The organism is Pseudomonas poae RE*1-1-14, from assembly GCF_000336465.1.
Taxonomy (GTDB): domain Bacteria; phylum Pseudomonadota; class Gammaproteobacteria; order Pseudomonadales; family Pseudomonadaceae; genus Aquipseudomonas; species Aquipseudomonas poae.
Genome location: NC_020209.1, coordinates 4,101,850 through 4,127,085 on the forward strand (window position 1 = coordinate 4,101,850; position 25,236 = coordinate 4,127,085).

Sequence of the window (25,236 nt, forward strand, 5' to 3'; positions counted from 1 at the left end):
ATTACACGCGGCGCTTCTTCGGCGGACGGCACCCGTTGTGCGGGATTGGCGTCACGTCGGTGATGCTGGCGATCTTATAGCCACAGCCGTTCAAAGCACGGACAGCAGACTCACGACCTGGACCTGGACCTTTGACGTTAACGTCGAGGTTTTTCAGGCCGTATTCCAGCGCAGCTTGACCAGCACGTTCAGCAGCTACTTGAGCAGCAAACGGAGTGGACTTGCGGGAACCGCGGAAACCCGAACCACCGGAGGTAGCCCAAGAAAGCGCGTTACCTTGACGGTCGGTGATGGTCACGATGGTATTGTTAAAAGATGCATGGATGTGGGCGATGCCATCAACCACTGTCTTTTTAACTTTTTTACGAGGACGAGCAGCAGGTTTTGCCATGATAATTTTCCTGTCGATTCGCGTGGGCGATTACTTGCGGATCGGCTTACGCGGACCTTTACGGGTACGCGCGTTAGTCTTGGTACGCTGACCGCGCACTGGAAGACCACGACGATGACGCAGACCACGGTAGCAACCGAGGTCCATCAAACGCTTGATTTTCATGTTGATTTCGCGACGCAGGTCACCTTCAGTAGTGAACTTCGCCACTTCGCCACGCAACAGCTCAATCTGCTCGTCGCTCAGATCCTTGATCTTTGCGGCTGGGTTTACCCCAGTATCTGCGCAAATTTTCTGCGCAGTAGTGCGACCAACACCATAGATGTAGGTCAGCGAGATAACAGTGTGCTTGTTATCTGGAATGTTAACGCCTGCAATACGGGCCATTCAGTGGGACTCCAATTGACAGCTACCTACGCCCCGGAAGCCAAGAAATAGGGCGCGAGATAATATCGCTGTAATAACAAATAATCAACCCGGCAGCGCACTAGCTGCCGGGCTTCAAGCGGATCACACTCAGCCTTGGCGCTGTTTGTGACGCGGTTCCGCGCTGCAAATTACTCGAACAACACCTTCGCGGCGAATAATCTTGCAGTTACGGCACAGCTTTTTCACCGATGCACGAACTTTCATCACCAACTCCTCGAACCTTATGGGGTACTCAGCGCAACATGCCGCTGCCGTAGCCCTTCAGGTTGGCTTTCTTCATCAGGGATTCGTACTGGTGCGAAACGAGGTGCGATTGTACTTGGGACATGAAGTCCATCACAACCACGACCACGATCAGCAACGAGGTCCCGCCAAGGTAGAACGGAACGTTTGCTGCAACCACCAGGAACTGGGGCAACAGGCACACGGCCGTCATATATAGAGCACCGAACAGGGTCAAGCGAGTCAAAACGCCATCAATGTAGCGTGCAGACTGCTCACCTGGACGGATGCCCGGAATAAAGGCACCGGACTTCTTCAGGTTTTCCGCTACGTCTTTCGGATTGAACATCAACGCCGTATAGAAGAAGCAGAAGAAAATAATCCCTGCACTAAACAGCAGAATATTCAACGGCTGACCAGGAGCGATCGACTGAGAGAGGTCCTGCAGCCAGCCCATATTTTCAGACTGACCAAACCAGGTACCCAACGAAGCCGGAAACAGCAAAATGCTGCTCGCGAAGATTGCCGGAATAACACCGGCCATATTCACTTTCAGCGGCAAGTGGCTGGTCTGCGCAGCAAAGACCTTACGGCCCTGCTGACGCTTGGCGTAGTGAACAGCGATACGACGCTGGCCACGCTCAATGAACACCACAAAACCGATAATCGCTACTGCCAGCAAACCGATGGCAACCAGGGCGAAGATATTGATATCACCCTGACGTGCAGACTCGAAAGACTGCCCGATTGCTCTCGGAAGACCGGCAACGATACCTGCGAAAATCAACATCGAGATACCGTTACCAACACCACGCTCAGTAATCTGCTCACCCAGCCACATCATGAACATCGCACCAGCCACAAATGTGGATACCGCGACGAAATGGAAGCCAAAGTCACCAGTGAACGCAACGCCCTGCCCCGCCAGGCCAACGGACATGCCGATAGCTTGAACGAGGGCGAGGACGACAGTGCCGTAGCGGGTGTACTGGCTAATCTTGCGACGACCAGCTTCACCTTCCTTCTTCAACTGCTCCAGCTGCGGGCTCACGGCGGTCATCAGCTGCATGATGATCGATGCCGAAATATACGGCATGATCCCCAGTGCAAAGATGCTCATCCGCTCCAGCGCGCCGCCGGAAAACATGTTGAACAAGCTAAGAATGGTCCCCTCATTCTGTCGAAACAGGTCTGCGAGTCGGTCCGGGTTGATACCTGGAACCGGGATGTGTGCGCCTATTCGGTAGACGATAATCGCCAGGAACAGAAAACGCAGACGAGCCCAAAGTTCAGACATACCGCCTTTGCCGAGCGCTGAGAGAGCACCTTGCTTAGCCATTTATTCCTCGAACTTGCCGCCAGCTGCTTCGATAGCCGAACGCGCACCTTTGGTGGCGCCGATTCCCTTGCCGATAGTGACAGCGCGAGTCACTTCACCGGACAGCATGATTTTCACACGCTGTACGTTGACGTTGATCACGTTGGCATCTTTCAGGGTCTGCACAGTAACGATGTCGCCTTCCACTTTAGCCAGCTCGGACAAACGCACTTCTGCGCGATCCATGGCTTTCAGAGAAACGAAACCGAACTTGGGCAGGCGACGATGCAGCGGCTGTTGACCGCCTTCAAAGCCTGGAGCAATGGTGCCACCGGAGCGGGAGGTTTGACCTTTGTGGCCACGGCCACCAGTCTTACCCAAACCGCTACCGATACCACGGCCCGGACGATGCTTTTCGCGACGGGAACCCGGCGCTGGACTCAGATCATTGAGTTTCATCGATTAACCCTCTACACGCAGCATGTAGTAAGCCTTGTTGATCATCCCGCGATTCTCGGGAGTATCCTGGACTTCTACAGTGTGACCGATGCGACGCAGCCCCAAACCTTTAACACACAGTTTGTGGTTAGGAATGCGGCCGGTCATGCTTTTGATCAGCGTTACTTTAACGGTAGCCATGATCAGAAGATCTCCTTGACAGTCAAGCCACGCTTGGCGGCAATGGACTCAGGAGATTGCATGGCTTTCAGACCCTTGAAAGTGGCGTGAACCACGTTTACAGGGTTAGTCGAGCCGTAGCACTTGGCCAGAACGTTCTGAACGCCAGCAACTTCGAGGACAGCACGCATAGCGCCGCCAGCGATGATACCGGTACCTTCAGAGGCAGGCTGCATGTACACCTTCGAAGCGCCATGGGCGGACTTCATTGCGTACTGCAGCGTGGTGCCGTTCAGATCAACTTGGATCATGTTGCGACGAGCAGCTTCCATTGCCTTCTGGATCGCAGCAGGCACTTCACGTGACTTGCCACGGCCGAAGCCAACACGCCCTTTACCATCACCCACCACGGTCAACGCGGTGAAAGTGAAGATACGGCCGCCTTTAACGGTTTTGGCTACGCGGTTAACTTGAACCAGCTTCTCAATGTAGCCTTCGTCGCGCTTTTGGTCGTTATTTGACATAACTTAGAACTCCAGCCCAGCTTCACGAGCAGCATCAGCCAGCGCTTTAACGCGGCCGTGGTACTTGAAGCCAGAGCGGTCGAAAGCCACTTGCGAGACGCCAGCGGCCTTAGCACGCGTAGCGACCAGCTGGCCAACCTTTGTGGCCGCGTCGATGTTGCCGGTGGCACCATCACGCAGTTCTTTATCCAAAGTCGAGGCGCTTGCCAGGACCTGGTTGCCGTCGGCCGAGATGACCTGGGCGTAGATGTGCTGCGACGAGCGATACACGCAGAGACGCACGACTTCGAGTTCGTGCATTTTCAGGCGTGCTTTGCGAGCGCGACGCAGTCGAGTAACTTTTTTGTCGGTCATTTGCTATGCCCTACTTCTTCTTGGCTTCTTTACGACGGACGACTTCGTCCGCGTAGCGCACACCTTTGCCTTTGTACGGCTCTGGTGGACGGAAGTCGCGGATCTCAGCGGCCACCTGACCTACCAGCTGCTTATCGATGCCCTTGATCAGGATATCGGTTTGGCTAGGGGTCTCAGCGGTGATGCCTTCCGGCAGTTCGTAATCCACTGGGTGCGAGAAGCCAAGGGCCAGGTTCAAAACCGTGCCTTTTGCTTGCGCTTTGTAACCAACACCGACCAGCTGGAGCTTACGCTCGAAGCCTTGGCTTACGCCTTGGACCATGTTATTTACCAACGCACGCGTGGTACCGGCCATTGCGCGAGTTTGTTGATCGCCATTGCGAGCGGCGAAACGCAGCTCACCAGCTTCTTCAACGATCTCAACGGACGAATGGATGTTCAGTTCAAGAGTGCCCTTGGCACCCTTCACCGAAAGCTGTTGGCCTGCGAATTTGACTTCGACACCGGCTGGCAGCTTAACGGGGTTCTTAGCGACGCGAGACATGCTTATCCCCCCTTAGAACACAGTGCAAAGAACTTCGCCGCCGACACCGGCAGCGCGCGCAGCACGATCCGTCATCACACCTTTGTTGGTGGAGACGATAGACACGCCCAGACCGCCACGAACTTTCGGCAGATCTTCAGCGGACTTGTACTGACGCAGGCCTGGACGGCTAACGCGCTTCACTTCTTCGATGACCGAACGGCCTTCGAAGTACTTCAGCTCGATGGACAGCAGTGGCTTGATTTCGCTGCTGATCTGATAACCCGCAATGTAGCCTTCGTCTTTCAGGACTTTGGCAACAGCTACCTTCAACTTGGAAGACGGCATGCTTACGACGGACTTTTCAGCCATCTGGGCATTACGGATACGAGTTAGCATGTCCGCTAACGGGTCCTGCATACTCATGGGCTAGACGCTCCTAATACAAAAAAATTAGCCTTGCGGCTACATATGTCGCCGAGAATCTCCGGCCATAAAAAACACGGGCTCAGGCGAGCCGCGTATTTTAGACACACTCCGGAAATGAAACAAGCCCCAAAAGGGGCTTGTTCCAGATTCAAGGTCACCGGCGGTCAGTATCTTGCGATAAAGGCCGCCCGGACGCTGAACGTACTTACCAGCTGGCTTTAACCAGACCTGGTACGTCACCACGCATTGCCGCTTCACGCAGTTTGTTACGGCCGAGGCCGAACTTGCGGTAAACGCCGTGTGGACGACCAGTCAGGCGGCAGCGGTTACGCATGCGCGAAGCGCTTGCGTCACGTGGCTGCTTCTGCAGAGCAACTGTCGCTTCCCAACGTGCTTCTGGACTTGCGTTCAGATCAACGATGATTGCTTTCAGTGCTGCACGCTTCTTGGCGTACTTGGCAACCGTGAGCTGACGCTTCAGCTCGCGGTTTTTCATGCTCATCTTGGCCATGGTCCTACTCCAATCAGTTGCGGAACGGGAATTTGAAAGCACGCAACAGGGCGCGACCTTCATCATCGTTCTTGGCAGTGGTGGTCAGGGTGATGTCCAGACCGCGGAGAGCATCGATCTTGTCGTAGTCGATTTCCGGGAAGATGATCTGCTCTTTCACGCCCATGCTGTAGTTACCACGACCATCGAAGGACTTGGCATTCAGGCCGCGGAAGTCGCGAACCCGAGGCAGGGAGATCGACAGCAGACGATCCAGGAATTCATACATACGTTCACGGCGCAGAGTCACTTTGACACCGATCGGCCAACCTTCGCGGACTTTAAAGCCAGCGATGGATTTCCGAGCGTAAGTCACAACGACCTTTTGACCGGTGATCTTTTCCAGGTCAGCAACAGCGTGCTCGATGACTTTTTTGTCACCGACCGCTTCGCCCAGACCCATGTTCAGGGTGATTTTGGTAACGCGTGGAACTTCCATCACGTTCGAAAGCTTAAGTTCTTCCTTAAGTTTCGGTGCGATTTCTTTCCAGTAAATCTCTTTTAGTCGTGCCATGGTCTTCTACCTAGCAGTGTTCAAGCATCAACCGCTTTTTGGGTCGACTTGAAGACACGAATTTTCTTGCCGTCTTCTACTTTGAAACCAACGCGATCAGCCTTGTTGGTTTCGCCGTTGAAAATGGCGACGTTAGAAGCATCCAGTGGAGCTTCTTTTTCGACGATACCGCCTTGCACGCCCGACATCGGGTTTGGCTTGGTATGACGCTTGACCAGGTTCAGACCACCGATAACCAGACGGTTATTAGCGAGAACCTTGAGCACCTTACCGCGCTTACCTTTGTCTTTGCCGGCGATCACGATGATCTCGTCGTCACGACGAATCTTTTGCATGTCGGATCTCCTTACAGCACTTCTGGGGCGAGCGAGACGATCTTCATGAACTTCTCAGTACGAAGTTCACGGGTCACTGGCCCAAAGATACGGGTGCCGATCGGCTCTTGCTTGTTGTTCAGAAGAACAGCAGCGTTGCCATCAAAGCGGATAATGGAGCCATCAGCACGACGTACGCCGTGACGAGTGCGGACTACAACAGCAGTCATCACTTGGCCTTTTTTCACTTTACCGCGAGGAATTGCTTCCTTGACGGTAACTTTGATGATGTCACCGATACCAGCGTAACGACGATGGGAGCCACCCAGCACCTTGATGCACATAACGCGGCGAGCGCCGCTGTTATCGGCCACATCGAGCATGGATTGAGTCTGAATCATATAATTTCTCCGACCCCTAGTCCTTAGACTTCCACAGCGCGTTCGAGAACATCAACCAGCGCCCAAGACTTGGTCTTGGCCAGCGGACGAGTTTCACGAATAGTGACTTTGTCGCCGATGTGGCACTGATTGGTTTCGTCGTGCGCGTGCAGCTTAGTCGAACGCTTAACATATTTACCGTAGATCGGGTGCTTAACGCGACGCTCGATCAAAACGGTGATGGTTTTGTCCATCTTGTCGCTGACAACACGGCCAGTCAGCGTACGGACAGTCTTTTCGGCTTCAGCCATGATCACTTACCTGCCTGCTGGTTGAGCACAGTCTTCACGCGAGCGATGTCACGCTTAACTTGCGAGAGCAGATGAGACTGCCCCAACTGGCCAGTTGCTTTCTGCATACGCAGATTGAACTGGTCGCGCAGCAGGCCGAGCAGTTGCTCGTTCAGCTGCTGTGCGGATTTTTCACGAAGTTCATTCGCTTTCATCACATCACCGTCCGTTTAACAAAGGCGGTGGCGAGCGGCAGCTTTGCAGCAGCCAGGGCAAAAGCCTCACGCGCCAGCTCTTCAGTTACACCCTCGATTTCATACAGGACTTTGCCTGGCTGAATCTGGGCTACCCAGTATTCCACGTTACCCTTACCTTTACCCATCCGAACCTCGAGAGGTTTTTTGGAGATCGGCTTGTCCGGGAATACACGGATCCAGATCTTGCCGCCACGTTTAACGTGACGGGTCAGAGCACGACGCGCTGACTCGATCTGACGAGCGGTGAGACGACCACGAGCTACAGACTTCAGCGCGAACTCGCCGAAGCTGACTTTGCTACCGCGCTGAGCCAGACCACGGTTGTGGCCTGTCATCTGCTTGCGGAACTTCGTACGCTTTGGTTGCAACATTTGGCGTACCCCTTACTTAGCAGCTTTTTTACGAGGCGCTGGTGCTTGTGGTTTCAGTTCTTCTTGGCGACCACCAATTACTTCGCCTTTGAAGATCCAAACCTTTACACCGATCACACCATAAGTGGTGTGAGCTTCGTAGTTGGCATAGTCGATGTCGGCACGCAGGGTGTGCAATGGCACACGACCTTCGCGATACCATTCAGTACGTGCGATTTCAGCACCGCCGAGACGACCGCTCACTTGGATTTTGATGCCTTTGGCACCAATGCGCATGGCGTTCTGTACAGCGCGCTTCATAGCGCGACGGAACATTACGCGACGCTCCAGCTGCTGAGCTACGCTCTGCGCAACCAGCATACCGTCGAGCTCCGGCTTGCGGATCTCTTCGATATTGATGTGCACAGGCACACCCATTTGCTTGGTCAGGTCCTGACGCAGTTTCTCAACATCTTCACCTTTCTTCCCGATAACGATACCTGGACGAGCGGTGTGGATGGTGATACGTGCGGTTTGCGCCGGGCGATGGATATCGATACGGCTTACGGACGCGCTTTTTAGTTTGTCTTGGAGATACTCACGCACCTTCAGATCAGCGAACAAATAGTCCGCATAAGTCCGGCCGTCTGCATACCAGACGGAGGTGTGTTCCTTGACGATTCCCAGGCGAATGCCAATGGGATGTACTTTCTGACCCATCTCTTCGACTCCGTTACTTGTCAGCAACCTTGACAGTGATATGGCAAGACCGCTTGACGATGCGATCAGCACGGCCTTTGGCACGTGGCATGATGCGCTTCAGCGAACGCCCTTCGTTGACGAAAACGGTGCTGACCTTCAGGTCATCAACGTCTGCGCCTTCGTTATGCTCGGCGTTGGCTACGGCCGACTCCAGCACTTTCTTCATGATCTCGGCGGCTTTCTTACTGCTGAAAGCCAACAGGTTGAGCGCTTCGCCCACCTTCTTCCCGCGGATCTGGTCGGCGACCAAGCGGGCTTTCTGGGCGGAGATTCGAGCGCCCGACAACTTAGCGGCTACTTCCATTTCCTAACCCCTTAACGCTTGGCTTTCTTGTCTGCCACGTGCCCACGATAAGTGCGGGTACCGGCAAACTCGCCTAGTTTGTGGCCGACCATGTCTTCGTTCACGAGAACTGGGACGTGCAAGCGACCGTTGTGTACAGCGATGGTCAGACCGACCATTTGTGGCAGGATCATCGAACGACGCGACCAGGTTTTCACCGGCTTGCGATCATTCTTTTCCGCCGCCACTTCGATCTTCTTCAGTAGGTGAAGATCAATAAAAGGACCTTTTTTCAGAGAACGTGGCACTGTCGTATCCCTCTATTTACTTGCGACGACGGACGATCATTTTGTCGGTACGCTTATTACCACGAGTCTTCGCGCCCTTAGTCGGGAAGCCCCATGGCGATACCGGATGACGACCACCAGAGGTACGACCTTCACCACCACCGTGTGGGTGGTCAACCGGGTTCATGGCAACACCACGAACGGTTGGGCGAACGCCACGCCAGCGTTTGGCACCGGCTTTACCCAACGAACGCAGGCTGTGCTCGGAGTTCGAGACTTCACCCAGGGTCGCACGGCATTCAGCCAATACTTTACGCATCTCACCAGAACGCAGACGCAGGGTCACGTAGACACCTTCACGAGCGATCAGCTGAGCCGAAGCACCAGCGGAACGAGCGATTTGCGCGCCTTTACCTGGCTTCAATTCGATGCCGTGTACGGTGCTACCAACTGGAATGTTACGCAGTTGCAGAGCGTTGCCCGGCTTGATCGGCGCCAAAGCACCTGCGATCAGCTGGTCGCCAGCACTCACGCCTTTAGGCGCGATGATGTAGCGACGCTCGCCATCTGCGTACAGCAGCAGAGCGATGTGAGCAGTACGGTTTGGATCGTATTCAATGCGCTCGACAGTGGCAGAGATGCCATCTTTGTCATTGCGACGGAAATCGACCATACGATAATGCTGCTTATGGCCACCACCGATGTGACGAGTGGTAATACGACCATTGTTGTTACGACCACCAGACTTCGATTTTTTCTCGAGCAGCGGTGCGTGAGGAGCGCCTTTATGCAGCTCCTGGTTGACCACCTTGACCACAAAACGGCGGCCAGGGGAAGTCGGTTTGCATTTAACGATTGCCATGATGCACCCCTTCCTTACTCAGCACTGCTGCTGAAATCGAGATCTTGGCCTGGCTGAAGGGAGATAACTGCCTTCTTCCAGTCATTACGCTTGCCCAGACCGCGAGCAGTGCGCTTGCTCTTACCCAGAACATTCAGGGTAGTAACACGCTCTACTTTCACGCTGAACAGGCTTTCGACGGCCTTCTTGATTTCCAGCTTGGTTGCGTCAGTTGCAACCTTGAAAACGAACTGGCCTTTCTTGTCAGCCAGAACCGTAGCCTTTTCGGAAACGTGCGGGCCAAGCAGAACTTTAAATACGCGTTCCTGGTTCATCCCAGCAGCTCCTCGAATTTCTTCACGGCCGACACGGTGATCAACACCTTGTCGTATGCGATCAGACTAACTGGATCGGAACCTTGCACGTCACGTACATCAACGTGCGGCAGGTTGCGAGCAGCCAGGTACAGGTTCTGATCAACAGCTTCAGACACGATCAAAACGTCGGTCAGGCTCATGTTGTTCAGTTTTCCCAGCAGATCTTTGGTTTTTGGACTTTCAACAGCGAAGTCCTGAACCACGACCAGACGATCAGTACGCACGAGTTCAGCAAGGATGGAGCGCAGAGCTGCGCGGTACATCTTCTTGTTGAGCTTCTGAGAGTGATCCTGTGGGCGTGCTGCGAAAGTGGTACCGCCGCCACGCCAGATTGGGCTACGGATAGTACCGGCACGAGCACGGCCAGTGCCTTTCTGACGCCAAGGGCGCTTACCGCCACCACGTACGTCGGAACGGGTCTTTTGCTGCTTGCTACCTTGACGGCCGCCGGCCATGTAGGCCACGACTGCTTGGTGAACGAGCGTCTCGTTGAATTCGCCGCCAAATGTCAGTTCGGAAACTTCGATCGCTTGAGCGTCATTTACATTTAATTGCATGTCAGCTTCCCCTTAACCGCGAGCCTTGGCCGCTGGACGTACAACCAGGTTGCCGCCAGTAGCGCCAGGAACAGCACCCTTGACCAACAACAGATTGCGTTCAGCGTCGACGCGCACTACTTCGAGGGACTGCACGGTCACGCGCTCAGCGCCCATATGACCGGACATTTTTTTGCCCTTGAATACACGACCAGGAGTCTGGCACTGGCCAATAGAGCCCGGGACGCGGTGGGAAACGGAGTTACCGTGAGTGTTGTCTTGACCACGGAAATTCCAACGCTTGATCGTACCCTGGAAGCCTTTACCCTTGGACTGACCGGTTACATCAACCAGTTGACCAGCGGCGAAGATTTCAGCGTTGATCAGATCGCCAGCCTGGTAGTCGCCGTCTTCAAGACGGAACTCCATGACAGTACGACCAGCTGCAACGTTTGCTTTAGCGAAGTGACCTGCTTGAGCAGCAGTCACACGCGAAGCACGACGCTCGCCGACAGTGACTTGCACTGCACGATAGCCATCGGTTTCTTCAGTTTTGAACTGGGTGACGCGATTCGGCTCGATCTCAATGACCGTGACCGGAATGGAGACACCTTCTTCGGTGAAAATACGGGTCATACCGCATTTACGACCGACTACACCAATAGTCATGTTGTAAACCTCATGAGTGTACGGGGCTTTCACCCGCTATGGCCGCCCATTTCAGAGCGTTACACGACTAAGACCCAAGTCTTAGCCGAGGCTGATCTGTACTTCCACACCGGCTGCCAGATCTAGCTTCATAAGTGCATCAACGGTTTTATCCGTTGGCTGGACGATGTCCAGTACGCGCTTATGAGTACGGATCTCGTACTGGTCGCGCGCGTCTTTGTTGACGTGCGGGGAGACCAGAACGGTGAACCGCTCTTTACGAGTAGGCAGTGGGATAGGACCACGCACCTGAGCCCCAGTACGTTTCGCGGTTTCCACGATTTCCTGGGTGGATTGGTCGATCAGGCGATGGTCGAAAGCCTTCAACCTGATACGAATTTTCTGATTTTGCATTGGATTTCAGACTCCGGCTGCTTTTCCCAGCGAGCGCAATACGCCCGTTAAAAGGAGGCGCAATTCTATAGACGCTCCAGATAGGTGTCAACTCAATAAAAAAGGCCCCCGCTGAGCGGGGGCCTTCTCAAACATCCGAAGCTATCTCAGAAGAGATGCTTACTCGATGATTTTAGCTACAACACCAGCACCAACAGTACGGCCGCCTTCACGAATCGCGAAGCGCAGACCGTCTTCCATTGCGATGGTCTTGATCAGGGTAACTTCCATTTGGATGTTATCGCCTGGCATTACCATTTCAACGCCTTCTGGCAGCTGGCAGTTACCAGTCACGTCAGTAGTACGGAAGTAGAACTGTGGACGGTAGCCTTTGAAGAACGGAGTGTGGCGACCGCCTTCTTCCTTGCTCAGAACGTAAACTTCTGCGGTGAACTTGGTGTGCGGCTTGACCGAACCTGGCTTAACCAGAACCTGGCCACGCTCAACGTCGTCACGCTTGGTACCACGCAGCAGAACGCCGCAGTTCTCGCCAGCACGACCTTCGTCGAGCAGCTTGCGGAACATCTCAACACCAGTGCAGACGGTGTTGGTGGTGTCACGCAGACCAACGATTTCCAGTGCATCCTGAACGCGAACGATACCGCGCTCGATACGACCAGTCACAACAGTACCGCGACCGGAGATCGAGAATACGTCTTCGATTGGCATCAGGAATGGCTTGTCGGTCAGACGAACTGGTTCTGGGATGTAGCTGTCCAGAGTTTCTACCAGACGCTTAACAGCGGTGGTACCCATTTCGTTGTCGTCTTTGCCTTCCAGAGCCATACGAGCAGAACCGATGATGATCGGAGTGTCGTCGCCTGGGAAGTCGTAAGTGCTCAGCAGATCGCGCACTTCCATCTCAACCAGTTCCAGCAGCTCAGCGTCGTCTACCAGGTCAGCCTTGTTCAGGAAAACCACGATGTACGGAACGCCTACCTGACGGGACAGCAGGATGTGCTCACGGGTTTGCGGCATCGGACCATCAGCGGCCGAGCAAACCAGGATCGCGCCGTCCATCTGGGCAGCACCGGTGATCATGTTCTTCACGTAGTCAGCGTGACCTGGGCAGTCAACGTGAGCGTAGTGACGGATCGAAGAGTTGTACTCTACGTGCGCGGTGTTGATGGTGATACCACGAGCTTTTTCTTCTGGAGCGCTGTCGATTTTATCGAAATCAACGACTGCAGAACCGAAAACTTCCGAGCAGACGCGAGTCAGAGCTGCGGTCAGAGTGGTTTTACCGTGGTCAACGTGACCGATAGTGCCAACGTTGACGTGCGGTAGGGAACGATCAAATTTTTCTTTAGCCACGACAATTAACTCCTTGCCTAAAGGACTGAATCAGCCTTGTTTTTTGGATACAGTTTCAGCGATGTGCGCCGGAGCTGTGTTGTATTTTTTGAATTCCATAGAGTAGCTTGCGCGACCCTGGGACATGGAGCGAACGTCGGTCGCATAACCGAACATCTCACCCAACGGAACCTCGGCGCGAATCACTTTGCCGGAAACCGTGTCTTCCATACCCAAGATCATGCCGCGACGACGGTTAAGGTCGCCCATGACATCACCCATATAGTCTTCAGGTGTAACAACTTCTACCGCCATGATTGGCTCAAGCAACTCACCACCGCCCTTCTGGGCCAGTTGCTTGGTTGCCATGGAAGCAGCCACCTTAAACGCCATCTCGTTGGAGTCGACGTCGTGGTAAGAACCGTCAAAAACGGTTGCTTTCAGGCCGATCAGCGGATAGCCGGCAACAACACCGTTCTTCATCTGCTCTTCGATACCCTTCTGGATAGCAGGGATGTATTCCTTCGGAACAACACCACCCACTACTTCGTTCACGAATTGCAGACCTTCCTGACCTTCGTCAGCAGGAGCAAAACGGATCCAGCAGTGACCGAACTGACCACGACCGCCGGACTGACGAACGAACTTGCCTTCGATTTCACAGTTCTTCGTGATGCGCTCACGATAGGAAACCTGAGGCTTACCGATGTTGGCTTCGACGTTGAACTCACGGCGCATCCGGTCAACCAGGATGTCCAGGTGAAGCTCGCCCATGCCGGAGATGATCGTTTGACCAGTCTCTTCATCAGTCTTGACGCGGAAAGATGGATCTTCCTGAGCAAGCTTGCCCAGAGCGATACCCATTTTTTCCTGGTCATCCTTGGTCTTGGGCTCTACGGCAACCGAAATAACCGGCTCCGGGAAGTCCATGCGAACGAGGATGATTGGCTTGTCAGCGTTGCACAAGGTTTCACCAGTGGTGACGTCCTTCATGCCGATCAGGGCCGCGATGTCACCAGCGCGCACTTCCTTGATCTCTTCGCGAGCGTTTGCGTGCATTTGCACCATACGACCCACGCGCTCTTTTTTGCCTTTAACCGAGTTGATCACGCCGTCGCCGGAGTTCAACACGCCCGAGTAAACACGGACGAAGGTCAAGGTGCCCACGAATGGGTCAGTGGCAATTTTAAATGCCAGAGCAGAGAACGGTTCTGCGTCGTCTGCATGACGCTCCAGTTCGATAGTCTCGTCATCCGGGTCAGTACCCTTGATGGCTGGAATATCAACCGGGGCCGGCAGGTAGTCGATCACAGCATCGAGAACCAGGGGAACGCCCTTGTTCTTGAACGAGGAACCACAAACGGCCAGGACGATTTCGCCAGCGATAGTACGCTGACGCAGAGCGGCCTTGATTTCCACGTTGGTGAGTTCTTCACCCTCGAGGTACTTGTTCATCAGCTCTTCATTGGCTTCGGCAGCAGCCTCAACCATGTTGTTGCGCCACTCCTCAGCCAGTTCCTGCATATCAGCAGGGATAGGCTTGCGAACAGGAACCATACCCTTGTCAGCATCGTTCCAGTAAACAGCTTCCATGGTGAGCAGATCGATCTGGCCCTGGAAGTTGTCTTCGGAACCGATAGCCAACTGGATTGGCACCGGGGTATGACCCAGACGCTGCTTGATCTGACCGATCACGCGCAGGAAGTTGGCACCAGCACGGTCCATCTTGTTTACATAAACAAGACGTGGAACGCCGTATTTGTTGGCTTGACGCCATACGGTTTCCGATTGCGGCTCAACACCCGAGGTACCGCAGAACACAACGACAGCGCCGTCGAGTACGCGCAGGGAACGCTCAACTTCAATGGTGAAGTCTACGTGGCCCGGGGTATCGATTACGTTGAAGCGATGCTCGTCTTTGTACTGCTTCTCGGAACCTTTCCAGAAGGCGGTAATAGCAGCAGAAGTAATGGTAATACCACGCTCCTGCTCCTGAACCATCCAGTCTGTGGTCGCGGCGCCGTCATGCACCTCGCCCATTTTGTGACTTTTGCCGGTGTAAAACAGTACGCGCTCGGTGGTGGTGGTTTTACCAGCATCCACGTGAGCGACGATACCGATGTTACGGTAACGGCTAATCGGTGTAGTACGAGCCATAAAGCCCTCGCAAAATTAGTGAAGCTAAGATTAGAAGCGGTAGTGCGAGAAAGCTTTGTTGGCTTCAGCCATACGGTGCACGTCTTCACGCTTCTTAACAGCAGCACCTTTACCTTCAGCAGCGTCCAACAGCTCGCCGGCCAAACGCAGAGCCATAGACTTCTCGCCGCGCTTGCGGGCGAAGTCTACCAACCAGCGCATTGCCAGAGCGTTACGACGGGACGGACGAACTTCGACCGGAACCTGGTAAGTAGCACCGCCTACACGGCGCGACTTCACTTCGACCAGCGGAGCGATGGCGTCGAGAGCTTTCTCGAAGATTTCCAGGGGGTCGCTGTTCTTGCGTTCTTTAACCTTTTCCAGCGCGCCATAAACGATACGTTCGGCAACGGCTTTCTTGCCGCTTTCCATTACGTGGTTCATGAACTTGGCCAGAATTTGGCTTCCGTATTTTGGATCGTCAAGCACTTCGCGCTTGGCTGCTACGCGTCTTCTTGGCATGGATAAGCCCTCAAACGGTCTTCAGGTTCGTTCGGAATCAGTGCCCTTTCGGGGCGCCTCCGACCTTACTCTTATCGACTCAGAAAATAAGATGATTCAGTTTTACAAAAAGCCGCTACTACTTAGGCTTCTTGGTACCGTACTTCGAACGACCCTGGTTACGACCTTTAACGCCGGAAGTATCCAAGGAGCCGCGTACGGTGTGGTAACGAACACCTGGCAAGTCTTTTACACGACCGCCGCGGATCAGTACCACGCTGTGCTCTTGCAGGTTGTGGCCTTCACCGCCGATGTACGAGGAAACCTCGAAACCGTTGGTCAGGCGCACACGGCATACTTTACGCAGTGCCGAGTTAGGTTTTTTCGGCGTGGTGGTATACACACGGGTGCATACGCCACGACGTTGCGGGCAGTTCTGCAGCGCAGGCACGTCGGATTTCTCGACGATACGCTTACGCGGCTGACGTACCAGCTGGTTGATAGTTGCCATCTACTAGCTCCACTGTTGTCTTGCGACGCTATTGTCTTGCAAGAAAAGCAAAATGGCAGGAACGAATTCCCGCCAAATTTAGGGGTACAAGAGTCTAAAGAGGATCTTGCCCCCAGTCAAGGCAAGGCCCCGACCTCCCCGCTCGTCGAACCGGGGCTCAAATGCCTCGATCCGACGAATGGGGCTGCCAGGGCCCAGTCTCATCTATCGCAGAACTCAGTTACCGCTTGAGTTCAGCGCTTCGGTCAGTGCAGCTTCCACTTCACTGGCGCTTACGCGCAGCGGCTTGTCAGCATCACGGCGGCGCTTGCGCTCGCTGTGGTAAGCCAAACCGGTACCGGCCGGGATCAAACGACCCACGACTACGTTTTCTTTCAGGCCGCGCAGGTAATCGCGCTTGCCGGTTACCGCTGCTTCGGTCAGTACGCGAGTGGTCTCCTGGAAGGAGGCCGCCGAGATGAACGACTCAGTGGACAACGACGCCTTGGTGATACCCAGCAGCACGCGAGTGAACTTGGAGACAAACTTGTCTTCCGCGCCCAAACGTTCGTTCTCTACCAGGACGTGAGTCAGTTCCATCTGGTCGCCCTTGATGAAACTGGAATCGCCGGATTCAGCGATTTCAACTTTACGCAGCATCTGACGCAGGATGGTCTCGATGTGCTTGTCGTTGATCTTCACGCCTTGCAGGCGGTAAACGTCCTGGATCTCGTTGACGATGTACTTGGCCAGCGCACTCACACCCAGCAGACGCAGGATGTCGTGTGGATCGCTCGGGCCGTCGGAGATAACTTCGCCGCGGTTTACCTGTTCGCCTTCGAAGACGTTCAGGTGACGCCACTTCGGAATCAGCTCTTCGTACGGATCGGTACCGTCGTTCGGGGTAATAACCAGACGGCGCTTGCCCTTGGTCTCTTTACCGAACGCGATGGTGCCGCTGACTTCAGCCAGAATCGACGCTTCCTTCGGACGACGCGCTTCGAACAAGTCGGCAACACGCGGCAGACCACCAGTGATGTCACGGGTCTTCGAAGTTTCCTGCGGGATACGCGCGATAACATCACCGATCGCGATCTTCGCACCATCCGCCACACCGACCAGGGCGTTGGCTGGCAGGAAGTACTGAGCGATTACGTCAGTGCCTGGCAGCAGCAAGTCCTTGCCGTTGTCGTCGACCATCTTCACGGCAGGACGGATGTCTTTACCGGCAGCTGGACGATCTTTCGCGTCGAGTACTTCAATGTTGGTCATACCGGTCAATTCGTCGGTCTGACGCTTGATCGTGATGCCTTCTTCCATGCCCACGTAGGTCACGGTACCTTTCATTTCGGTAACGATTGGGTGAGTGTGCGGATCCCACTTGGCCACGATTGCGCCAGCGTCGACCTTGTCACCCTCTTTAACCGAAATCACAGCACCGTACGGCAGCTTGTAACGCTCACGCTCACGACCGTAGTCATCAGCGATGGCCAGCTCACCGGAACGGGACACAGCAACCAAATGGCCATCCACTCGCTCAACGTGCTTCAGGTTGTGCAGACGGACAGTACCGCCATTCTTCACCTGAACGCTGTCGGCTGCGGAGGTCCGGCTTGCCGCACCACCGATGTGGAACGTACGCATGGTCAGCTGGGTACCCGGCTCACCGATGGACTGGGCAGCGATAACGCCGACCGCTTCACCAATGTTCACCTGGTGACCACGAGCCAGGTCACGACCGTAGCACTTGGCGCAGATGCCGTAGCGGGTTTCGCAGCTGATCGGCGAGCGAACGATCACTTCGTCGATGCTGTTGAGTTCGATGAACTCGACCCACTTCTCGTCAACCAGGGTGCCGGCAGGAACGATAACATCCTCGGTACCCGGCTTGAACACGTCACGGGCAATTACACGACCCAATACGCGCTCACCCAGCGGCTCTACAACGTCACCGCCTTCAATGTGCGGCGTCATCAGCAAGCCGTGCTCGGTGCCGCAGTCGATCTCGGTTACAACCAGATCTTGTGCAACGTCTACCAGACGACGAGTCAGGTAACCGGAGTTAGCGGTTTTCAACGCGGTATCCGCCAGACCTTTACGAGCACCGTGAGTAGAGATGAAGTACTGAAGTACGCTCAAACCTTCACGGAAGTTCGCTGTGATCGGCGTTTCGATGATGGAACCGTCCGGCTTGGCCATCAGGCCACGCATACCGGCGAGCTGACGGATCTGCGCAGCAGAACCCCGTGCGCCCGAGTCGGCCATCATGTACATGGAGTTGAAGGACTCTTGGTCAACTTCGTCGCCATGGCGGTCGATGACTTTCTCTTTCGAGAGGTTGGCCATCATTGCCTTGGACACTTCGTCGTTGGCCTTGGACCACAGGTCGATCACCTTGTTGTACTTCTCGCCCTGGGTTACCAGGCCGGAGGCGTACTGGCTTTCGATCTCTTTCACTTCATCAGTGGCAGCATTGATGATGCGGGCTTTTTCATCCGGGATAACGAAGTCGTTAACACCGATGGAAACGCCGGAGATGGTCGAATAAGCAAAGCCGGTGTACATCAACTGGTCAGCGAAGATCACGGTCTCTTTCAAACCAACCACGCGGTAGCACTGGTTGATCAGCTTGGAGATCGCCTTTTTCTTCATCGGCAGGTTGACGACGTCGTACGACAGACCTTTTGGCACAACCTGATACAACAGCGCACGGCCGACAGTCGTGTCGACGATACGCACATTGCTCACGCTGCCGCCGTCACGGTCGTTGACGGTTTCGTGGATCCGCACCTTGACCTTGGCGTGCAGTGCGGCTTCGCCGGCACGGAACACACGGTCAACTTCCTGCAGATCCGCAAATACACGACCTTCGCCCTTGGCGTTGATCGCTTCACGGGTCATGTAGTACAGACCCAATACAACGTCCTGCGACGGAACGATGATTGGCTCACCGTTGGCTGGCGACAGAATGTTGTTGGTCGACATCATCAACGCACGCGCTTCCAACTGGGCTTCCAGTGTCAGCGGTACGTGCACGGCCATTTGGTCGCCGTCGAAGTCGGCGTTGTACGCAGCACAGACCAGAGGGTGCAGCTGGATAGCCTTACCTTCGATCAGGACCGGTTCAAACGCTTGGATCCCCAGACGGTGAAGGGTCGGTGCACGGTTGAGAAGAACCGGGTGTTCGCGGATCACTTCAGCGAGAACGTCCCAAACCTCTGGCAGTTCGCGCTCGACCATTTTCTTGGCCGCTTTGATGGTGGTCGCGAGACCGCGCATTTCCAGCTTGCCGAAGATGAATGGTTTGAACAGCTCAAGTGCCATCTTCTTGGGCAGACCGCACTGGTGCAGACGCAGGGTCGGGCCTACGGTAATTACCGAACGACCGGAGTAGTCAACACGCTTACCGAGCAAGTTCTGACGGAAACGACCTTGCTTACCCTTGATCATGTCAGCCAGGGACTTCAAAGGACGCTTGTTCGAACCAGTAATGGCGCGGCCACGACGACCGTTGTCGAGCAAGGCATCGACCGCTTCCTGCAACATACGCTTTTCGTTGCGCACGATGATGTCCGGAGCGGACAGATCAAGCAGGCGCTTCAAGCGGTTGTTACGGTTGATCACGCGGCGGTACAAGTCGTTGAGGTCGGACGTCGCGAAACGACCACCGTCCAACGGTACCAGCGGACGCAGGTCTGGCGGCAGAACCGGCAGAACGGTCAGCACCATCCACTCTGGCAAGTTGCCGGAACCCTGGAAGGCTTCCATCAACTTCAGACGCTTGGACAGCTTCTTGATCTTGGTTTCGGAGTTGGTTTGCGGAATTTCTTCACGCAGACGGCCAATCTCGTGTTCCAGGTCGATAGCGTGCAGCAGTTCGCGGACAGCTTCGGCACCCATGCGGGCATCGAAATCGTCGCCGAACTCTTCCAGCGCTTCGAAGTACTGCTCGTCGTTCAGCAGCTGACCTTTTTCAAGAGTGGTCATGCCTGGATCGATAACGACGTAGCTCTCGAAGTAGAGAACGCGTTCGATATCACGCAGGGTCATGTCCATCAGCAAGCCGATACGGGACGGCAGCGATTTCAGGAACCAGATGTGGGCAACCGGCGAAGCCAGCTCGATGTGGGCCATACGCTCACGACGAACCTTGGCCAGCGCGACTTCAACGCCGCACTTCTCGCAGATCACGCCACGGTGCTTCAAGCGCTTGTACTTACCGCACAGGCACTCGTAATCCTTTACCGGGCCAAAGATCTTGGCGCAGAACAGGCCGTCACGCTCAGGTTTGAACGTACGGTAGTTGATGGTTTCCGGCTTTTTAACTTCACCGAACGACCACGAACGGATCATCTCAGGCGATGCCAATCCAATACGGATGGCGTCGAACTCTTCGACTTGACCCTGGTTTTTCAGCAAATTCAGTAGGTCTTTCAAGGCCTTTCCTCCTGGCGGAGCAGAGAGCGGGCATCGCTGCCACGCTCTCGATTCGCGTCACGTGTTATTCGGTTTCCAGATCGATATCGATGCCGAGGGAACGAATTTCTTTGATCAACACGTTGAAGGACTCGGGCATGCCCGGCTCCATACGGTGATCGCCGTCCACGATGTTTTTGTACATCTTGGTACGACCGTTCACATCGTCCGACTTCACTGTGAGCATTTCTTGCAGAGTGTATGCGGCACCGTATGCTTCCAGTGCCCAGACCTCCATCTCCCCGAAACGCTGACCACCGAACTGAGCCTTACCACCCAGCGGCTGCTGGGTAACCAGGCTGTAAGAACCGGTAGAACGAGCGTGCATCTTATCGTCTACCAAGTGGTTCAGCTTCAGCATGTACATATAGCCAACAGTAACCGGGCGCTCAAACTTGTTGCCGGTACGGCCGTCGAACAGCTGCATCTGGCCGCTTTCCGGCAGGTCTGCCAGTTTCAGCATGGCCTTGATTTCGCTTTCCTTGGCACCGTCGAACACCGGGGTAGCCATTGGAACGCCGCCGCGCAGGTTCTTCGCCAGGTCCAGGATTTCCTGGTCGGAGAAGGTGTCCAGCTCTTCGTTGCGACCGCCGATCTCGTTGTAGATCTCGTGCAGGAACTTGCGCAGGTCTGCGACCTTGCGCTGCTCTTCGATCATACGGTTGATCTTCTCACCCAGACCTTTGGCCGCGAGGCCCAGGTGGGTTTCAAGGATCTGACCAACGTTCATACGCGAAGGTACGCCCAACGGGTTGAGGACGACGTCGACCGGGGTGCCATTGGCATCGTGCGGCATGTCTTCAACCGGCATGATCACGGAGACCACACCTTTGTTACCGTGACGACCGGCCATCTTGTCGCCCGGCTGGATGCGGCGACGGATTGCCAGGTAAACCTTGACGATTTTCAGCACGCCTGGAGCCAGGTCATCGCCCTGCTGCAGTTTGCGCTTTTTGTCTTCGAACTTGTCGTCCAGCAGACGGCGACGATCAACGATGTAGGCCTGGGCCTTCTCGAGCTGCTCGTTCAGAGCGTCTTCAGCCATGCGCAGTTTGAACCACTGGCCGTGCTCAAGACTGTCGAGAACTTCGTCGGTGATGTCCTGACCTTTCTTCAGGCCCGCGCCGCCTTCAGCCTTGTGGCCTACCAGAGCGGAGCGCAGACGTTCGAAGGTCGCGCCCTCAACGATACGGAACTCTTCGTTCAGGTCCTTGCGGATCTCGTCGAGCTGGGTCTTCTCGATGGACAGTGCACGAGCATCACGCTCGACGCCGTCACGGGTGAAGACTTGCACGTCGATGACAGTACCCTTGGTACCGGTAGGTACACGCAGGGAGGTGTCTTTAACGTCGCTGGCTTTTTCACCGAAGATGGCACGCAGCAGTTTCTCTTCCGGAGTCAGCTGGGTCTCGCCTTTCGGAGTGACCTTACCTACCAGGATGTCGCCTGCGCCAACTTCAGCACCTACGTAAACGATACCGGCTTCGTCCAGCTTGTTCAGTGCAGCCTCACCCACGTTCGGGATGTCTGCAGTGATTTCCTCTGGCCCAAGCTTGGTATCACGCGCCACACAGGTCAGTTCCTGAATGTGGATCGTGGTAAAGCGGTCTTCCTGAACCACACGCTCGGACAGGCAGATGGAGTCTTCGAAGTTGAAGCCGTTCCATGCCATGAACGCGATACGCATGTTCTGACCCAGAGCCAGCTCACCCATGTCGGTGGACGGGCCGTCGGCCATGATGTCGCTGCGCTGAACGCGGTCACCCTTACGCACCAGCGGACGCTGGTTGATGCAGGTGTTCTGGTTCGAGCGGGTGTATTTGGTGAGGTTGTAGATGTCGACACCGGCTTCGCCAGTTTCAACTTCGTCATCGGCAACACGAACCACGATACGGCTGGCATCAACGGAGTCGATCACGCCGCCACGACGAGCCACGACGCACACGCCGGAGTCACGGGCTACGTTACGCTCCATGCCGGTACCTACCAGCGGCTTGTCGGCACGCAGGGTGGGTACAGCCTGACGCTGCATGTTGGAACCCATCAACGCACGGTTGGCGTCATCGTGCTCCAGGAACGGGATCAGCGACGCAGCAACCGACACTACCTGCTTGGGCGATACGTCCATCAAAGTGACGTCTTCCGGCGCCTTGACGGTGAACTCGTTCAAGTGACGAACAGCTACCAATTCGTCGGTCAGCACTTTCTTGTCGTTCATCGTGGCCGAAGCCTGAGCGATCACGTGATCAGCTTCTTCGATGGCGGACAGGAATACGATCTCGTCGGTGACCAGAGCGTCTTTCACCACACGGTACGGGCTTTCGAGGAAGCCGTACTGGTTGGTGCGCGCATAGGCAGCCAGGGAGTTGATCAGACCGATGTTCGGACCTTCCGGCGTTTCGATCGGGCAAACACGACCGTAGTGCGTCGGGTGAACGTCACGCACTTCAAAGCCGGCGCGCTCACGGGTCAGACCGCCCGGGCCCAGTGCAGAAACACGGCGTTTGTGGGTGATCTCGGAGAGCGGGTTGTTCTGGTCCATGAACTGCGAGAGCTGGCTGGAACCGAAGAACTCTTTCACCGCGGCGGCCACTGGCTTGGCGTTGATCAGGTCTTGCGGCATCAGGCCTTCGCTTTCGGCCATCGACAGACGCTCTTTGACCGCACGCTCAACACGTACCAGGCCAACGCGGAACTGGTTTTCGGCCATTTCGCCTACACAGCGAACACGACGGTTACCCAAGTGGTCGATGTCATCGACGATGCCTTTACCGTTACGAATGTCGACCAGGGTCTTCAAGACGGCAACGATGTCTTCTTTGCACAACACGCCCGAACCTTCGATCTCGGTACGACCGATACGACGGTTGAACTTCATCCGGCCGACCGCAGACAGGTCATAGCGCTCAGGGCTGAAGAACAGATTGTTGAACAGAGTCTCGGCAGCGTCTTTGGTAGGTGGCTCGCCAGGACGCATCATGCGATAGATCTCGACCAGCGCTTCCAATTGGTTGCTGGTGGAGTCGATCTTCAAGGTGTCGGAGACGAACGGACCGCAGTCGATGTCGTTGGTGTACAGGGTCTCGATGCGAACAACCTGGGCCTTGGCGATTTTTGCCAGGATTTCGGTGTTCAGCTCGGTGTTGCACTCAGCCAGGATTTCGCCGGTAGCCGGGTGAACGATGACCTTGGCGGTGGTGCGACCCAGGACGTAGTCCAGAGGCACATCCAGCGAAGTAATACCGGCTTTTTCGATCTGGTTGATGTGGCGCGCAGTAATACGACGGCCAGCCTCAACAATGACCTTGCCCTTCTCGTCCTGAATGTCCAGAACGGCAATCTCGCCACGCAGGCGCGAAGGCACCAACTCCAGACTGAGGGTTTCATCCTTCAGGCTGAATACGTTGGTGGTATAGAACGCGTCCAATACCTGTTCGGTGGTGTAGCCGAGCGCACGCAGCAGTACCGAGGCCGGCAGCTTGCGACGACGGTCGATACGCACGAAGACGCAGTCTTTCGGGTCGAACTCGAAGTCCAACCACGAACCGCGGTACGGAATGATCCGCGCGGAGTACAGGAGTTTGCCAGAGCTGTGCGTCTTGCCGCGGTCGTGGTCGAAGAACACGCCCGGGGAACGGTGCAGCTGGGAAACGATTACACGCTCGGTACCGTTGATAACGAAGGTACCGTTCTCGGTCATCAATGGGATTTCGCCCATGTAGACTTCTTGCTCTTTGATGTCCTTGATCGCTTTGTTCGACGATTCTTTGTCGAAAATGATCAGACGGACTTTTACCCGCAAAGGTACGGCGTACGTTACGCCACGCAACACGCATTCTTTGACATCAAATGCCGGTTCGCCCAGGCGATAACCGACGTACTCCAGCGCAGCATTGCCGGAGTAGCTGATGATCGGGAAAACGGATTTGAAGGCCGCATGCAGGCCCACGTCGCGGAACTGATCTTTGGTCGCTCCCGCCTGCAAGAATTCACGATACGAATCCAGCTGGATAGCCAGAAGGTACGGGACATCCATGACGTCCGGCAACTTGCTAAAGTCCTTGCGGATACGTTTTTTCTCAGTATATGAGTAAGCCATCAGCGTTCCCCAGCTTGGTCACCTGCTTGTTTGGCCCCTCCGACGGGAGCAGCCAGAAAATCTTGCAAACCCCATGGTTTGCACCACCGCTTCGGGTGGCTACAGCGCGTTAATGGCGGCGACCGAGTCGACAGCCAAGAACGGAAAAAGGCCGGTGGCAAGAGCCACCAGCCATCAGCCTTAAGCTTGACGCTTGGGCTGGAGACGCAAGGTCGATGCTTACTTCAGCTCGACTTTAGCGCCTGCTTCTTCCAGAGTTGCCTTGGCTTTTTCGCCTGCATCTTTGGCTACTGCTTCCAGAACCATGGCAGGAGCGCCGTCAACTACAGCCTTGGCTTCTTTCAGGCCCAGACCGGTCAGTTCACGTACTGCCTTGATCACGTTTACTTTCTTCTCGCCAGCTTCCAGCAGCATGACGTTGAATTCGGTTTGCTCTTCAACAACGGCAGCAGCAGCTGCTGGACCGGCGGAAGCAGCGGCAGCGGAAACGCCGAATTTTTCTTCGAAAGCCTTGATCAGCTCAACAACCTGCAGAACCGACATTTCAGCTACGGCGTTGAGGATATCGTCTTGGGAGATAGACATTGCTGT

32 protein-coding genes are annotated in these 25,236 nt (G+C 55.2%); all 32 read right to left on the reverse strand.

Features of this window, described 5'->3' with window-relative positions:
- Position 1 precedes the first annotated feature (1 nt).
- The 32 genes from rpsK to rplL all read right to left on the reverse strand — a co-directional run bounded on the left by rpsK (position 2) and on the right by rplL (position 25,230).
- A complete protein-coding gene (rpsK, locus tag H045_RS17890) occupies positions 2-391 on the reverse strand; it encodes a 30S ribosomal protein S11 (RefSeq protein ID WP_002555466.1) in 390 nt (129 codons plus the stop codon).
- Between the two features lie 30 nt (positions 392-421).
- On the reverse strand, positions 422-778 hold the full coding sequence (gene rpsM / locus H045_RS17895) for a 30S ribosomal protein S13 (protein WP_003210063.1): 357 nt from the start codon (positions 776-778) through the stop codon (positions 422-424).
- 129 nt (positions 779-907) lie between these two features.
- Entirely contained in the window at positions 908-1,024 is a 117-nt protein-coding gene (gene rpmJ, locus H045_RS24670) for a 50S ribosomal protein L36 (RefSeq protein WP_002555468.1), read from the reverse strand.
- 28 nt (positions 1,025-1,052) lie between these two features.
- Positions 1,053-2,381, reverse strand: a complete 1,329-nt coding sequence (secY, locus tag H045_RS17900) for a preprotein translocase subunit SecY (protein WP_003194637.1) — start codon at positions 2,379-2,381, stop codon at positions 1,053-1,055.
- The gene (gene rplO, locus H045_RS17905) at positions 2,382-2,819 is read right to left on the reverse strand and encodes a 50S ribosomal protein L15 (RefSeq protein ID WP_003176407.1); all 438 of its coding nucleotides are present in this window, start codon (positions 2,817-2,819) and stop codon (positions 2,382-2,384) included.
- 3 nt (positions 2,820-2,822) lie between these two features.
- Positions 2,823-2,999, reverse strand: coding sequence for a 50S ribosomal protein L30 (rpmD, locus tag H045_RS17910; RefSeq protein ID WP_003176408.1), 177 nt, complete (start codon positions 2,997-2,999; stop codon positions 2,823-2,825).
- Between the two features lie 2 nt (positions 3,000-3,001).
- On the reverse strand, positions 3,002-3,502 hold the full coding sequence (rpsE, locus tag H045_RS17915) for a 30S ribosomal protein S5 (protein ID WP_003176409.1): 501 nt from the start codon (positions 3,500-3,502) through the stop codon (positions 3,002-3,004).
- 3 nt (positions 3,503-3,505) lie between these two features.
- On the reverse strand, positions 3,506-3,856 hold the full coding sequence (gene rplR / locus H045_RS17920) for a 50S ribosomal protein L18 (protein ID WP_003176410.1): 351 nt from the start codon (positions 3,854-3,856) through the stop codon (positions 3,506-3,508).
- A 10-nt stretch (positions 3,857-3,866) separates the two neighbouring features.
- Positions 3,867-4,400 carry a 50S ribosomal protein L6 gene (gene rplF / locus H045_RS17925; protein ID WP_003176412.1) on the reverse strand — a complete coding sequence of 178 codons (534 nt, stop codon included), beginning with the start codon at positions 4,398-4,400 and terminating at the stop codon, positions 3,867-3,869.
- Between the two features lie 12 nt (positions 4,401-4,412).
- Positions 4,413-4,805 carry a 30S ribosomal protein S8 gene (rpsH, locus tag H045_RS17930; RefSeq protein ID WP_003176413.1) on the reverse strand — a complete coding sequence of 131 codons (393 nt, stop codon included), beginning with the start codon at positions 4,803-4,805 and terminating at the stop codon, positions 4,413-4,415.
- A gap of 208 nt (positions 4,806-5,013) precedes the next feature.
- The gene (rpsN, locus tag H045_RS17935; protein ID WP_003176414.1) at positions 5,014-5,319 is read right to left on the reverse strand and encodes a 30S ribosomal protein S14; all 306 of its coding nucleotides are present in this window, start codon (positions 5,317-5,319) and stop codon (positions 5,014-5,016) included.
- A gap of 13 nt (positions 5,320-5,332) precedes the next feature.
- Positions 5,333-5,872: a 50S ribosomal protein L5 gene (gene rplE / locus H045_RS17940; RefSeq protein WP_003176415.1), complete on the reverse strand. Its 540-nt coding sequence runs from the start codon at positions 5,870-5,872 to the stop codon at positions 5,333-5,335.
- A gap of 20 nt (positions 5,873-5,892) precedes the next feature.
- Positions 5,893-6,207, reverse strand: a complete 315-nt coding sequence (gene rplX / locus H045_RS17945) for a 50S ribosomal protein L24 (RefSeq protein WP_003176416.1) — start codon at positions 6,205-6,207, stop codon at positions 5,893-5,895.
- Positions 6,208-6,218: 11 nt separating this feature from the next.
- A complete protein-coding gene (gene rplN / locus H045_RS17950; RefSeq protein ID WP_002555479.1) occupies positions 6,219-6,587 on the reverse strand; it encodes a 50S ribosomal protein L14 in 369 nt (122 codons plus the stop codon).
- A gap of 23 nt (positions 6,588-6,610) precedes the next feature.
- A complete protein-coding gene (rpsQ, locus tag H045_RS17955; protein ID WP_003176419.1) occupies positions 6,611-6,877 on the reverse strand; it encodes a 30S ribosomal protein S17 in 267 nt (88 codons plus the stop codon).
- Between the two features lie 2 nt (positions 6,878-6,879).
- Positions 6,880-7,071, reverse strand: a complete 192-nt coding sequence (gene rpmC, locus H045_RS17960; RefSeq protein WP_002555481.1) for a 50S ribosomal protein L29 — start codon at positions 7,069-7,071, stop codon at positions 6,880-6,882.
- Positions 7,071-7,484: a 50S ribosomal protein L16 gene (rplP, locus tag H045_RS17965; protein ID WP_003232424.1), complete on the reverse strand. Its 414-nt coding sequence runs from the start codon at positions 7,482-7,484 to the stop codon at positions 7,071-7,073. Before rplP ends, rpmC begins: the two co-directional genes overlap by 1 nt.
- A gap of 12 nt (positions 7,485-7,496) precedes the next feature.
- Complete coding sequence (gene rpsC / locus H045_RS17970) at positions 7,497-8,183, reverse strand: 30S ribosomal protein S3 (protein WP_003176422.1); 687 nt, start codon at positions 8,181-8,183, stop codon at positions 7,497-7,499.
- Between the two features lie 13 nt (positions 8,184-8,196).
- Entirely contained in the window at positions 8,197-8,529 is a 333-nt protein-coding gene (gene rplV / locus H045_RS17975) for a 50S ribosomal protein L22 (RefSeq protein ID WP_003103908.1), read from the reverse strand.
- 11 nt (positions 8,530-8,540) lie between these two features.
- Positions 8,541-8,816: a 30S ribosomal protein S19 gene (gene rpsS, locus H045_RS17980; protein WP_003232420.1), complete on the reverse strand. Its 276-nt coding sequence runs from the start codon at positions 8,814-8,816 to the stop codon at positions 8,541-8,543.
- A 16-nt stretch (positions 8,817-8,832) separates the two neighbouring features.
- A complete protein-coding gene (rplB, locus tag H045_RS17985) occupies positions 8,833-9,657 on the reverse strand; it encodes a 50S ribosomal protein L2 (RefSeq protein ID WP_003232417.1) in 825 nt (274 codons plus the stop codon).
- Positions 9,658-9,671: 14 nt separating this feature from the next.
- Positions 9,672-9,971, reverse strand: a complete 300-nt coding sequence (gene rplW, locus H045_RS17990; RefSeq protein ID WP_002555488.1) for a 50S ribosomal protein L23 — start codon at positions 9,969-9,971, stop codon at positions 9,672-9,674.
- Positions 9,968-10,570 (reverse strand): 50S ribosomal protein L4, encoded by a 603-nt coding sequence (gene rplD / locus H045_RS17995; RefSeq protein WP_003176424.1) that lies wholly within the window; start codon positions 10,568-10,570, stop codon positions 9,968-9,970. Before rplD ends, rplW begins: the two co-directional genes overlap by 4 nt.
- A gap of 12 nt (positions 10,571-10,582) precedes the next feature.
- Positions 10,583-11,218 carry a 50S ribosomal protein L3 gene (gene rplC / locus H045_RS18000; RefSeq protein ID WP_003194649.1) on the reverse strand — a complete coding sequence of 212 codons (636 nt, stop codon included), beginning with the start codon at positions 11,216-11,218 and terminating at the stop codon, positions 10,583-10,585.
- 81 nt (positions 11,219-11,299) lie between these two features.
- Positions 11,300-11,611 (reverse strand): 30S ribosomal protein S10, encoded by a 312-nt coding sequence (gene rpsJ / locus H045_RS18005; protein WP_003232414.1) that lies wholly within the window; start codon positions 11,609-11,611, stop codon positions 11,300-11,302.
- Positions 11,612-11,770: 159 nt separating this feature from the next.
- Positions 11,771-12,964: an elongation factor Tu gene (tuf, locus tag H045_RS18010; protein WP_003232413.1), complete on the reverse strand. Its 1,194-nt coding sequence runs from the start codon at positions 12,962-12,964 to the stop codon at positions 11,771-11,773.
- 30 nt (positions 12,965-12,994) lie between these two features.
- A complete protein-coding gene (gene fusA, locus H045_RS18015; protein ID WP_015373073.1) occupies positions 12,995-15,100 on the reverse strand; it encodes an elongation factor G in 2,106 nt (701 codons plus the stop codon).
- A 30-nt stretch (positions 15,101-15,130) separates the two neighbouring features.
- Entirely contained in the window at positions 15,131-15,601 is a 471-nt protein-coding gene (gene rpsG / locus H045_RS18020; protein WP_002555493.1) for a 30S ribosomal protein S7, read from the reverse strand.
- Between the two features lie 118 nt (positions 15,602-15,719).
- Positions 15,720-16,091, reverse strand: a complete 372-nt coding sequence (gene rpsL, locus H045_RS18025; protein ID WP_002555494.1) for a 30S ribosomal protein S12 — start codon at positions 16,089-16,091, stop codon at positions 15,720-15,722.
- Positions 16,092-16,307: 216 nt separating this feature from the next.
- Positions 16,308-20,507, reverse strand: coding sequence for a DNA-directed RNA polymerase subunit beta' (rpoC, locus tag H045_RS18030; protein ID WP_003232410.1), 4,200 nt, complete (start codon positions 20,505-20,507; stop codon positions 16,308-16,310).
- Between the two features lie 64 nt (positions 20,508-20,571).
- A complete protein-coding gene (gene rpoB / locus H045_RS18035; protein WP_003232409.1) occupies positions 20,572-24,645 on the reverse strand; it encodes a DNA-directed RNA polymerase subunit beta in 4,074 nt (1,357 codons plus the stop codon).
- Between the two features lie 219 nt (positions 24,646-24,864).
- Positions 24,865-25,230: a 50S ribosomal protein L7/L12 gene (gene rplL / locus H045_RS18040; RefSeq protein ID WP_003232407.1), complete on the reverse strand. Its 366-nt coding sequence runs from the start codon at positions 25,228-25,230 to the stop codon at positions 24,865-24,867.
- Positions 25,231-25,236 lie beyond the last annotated feature (6 nt).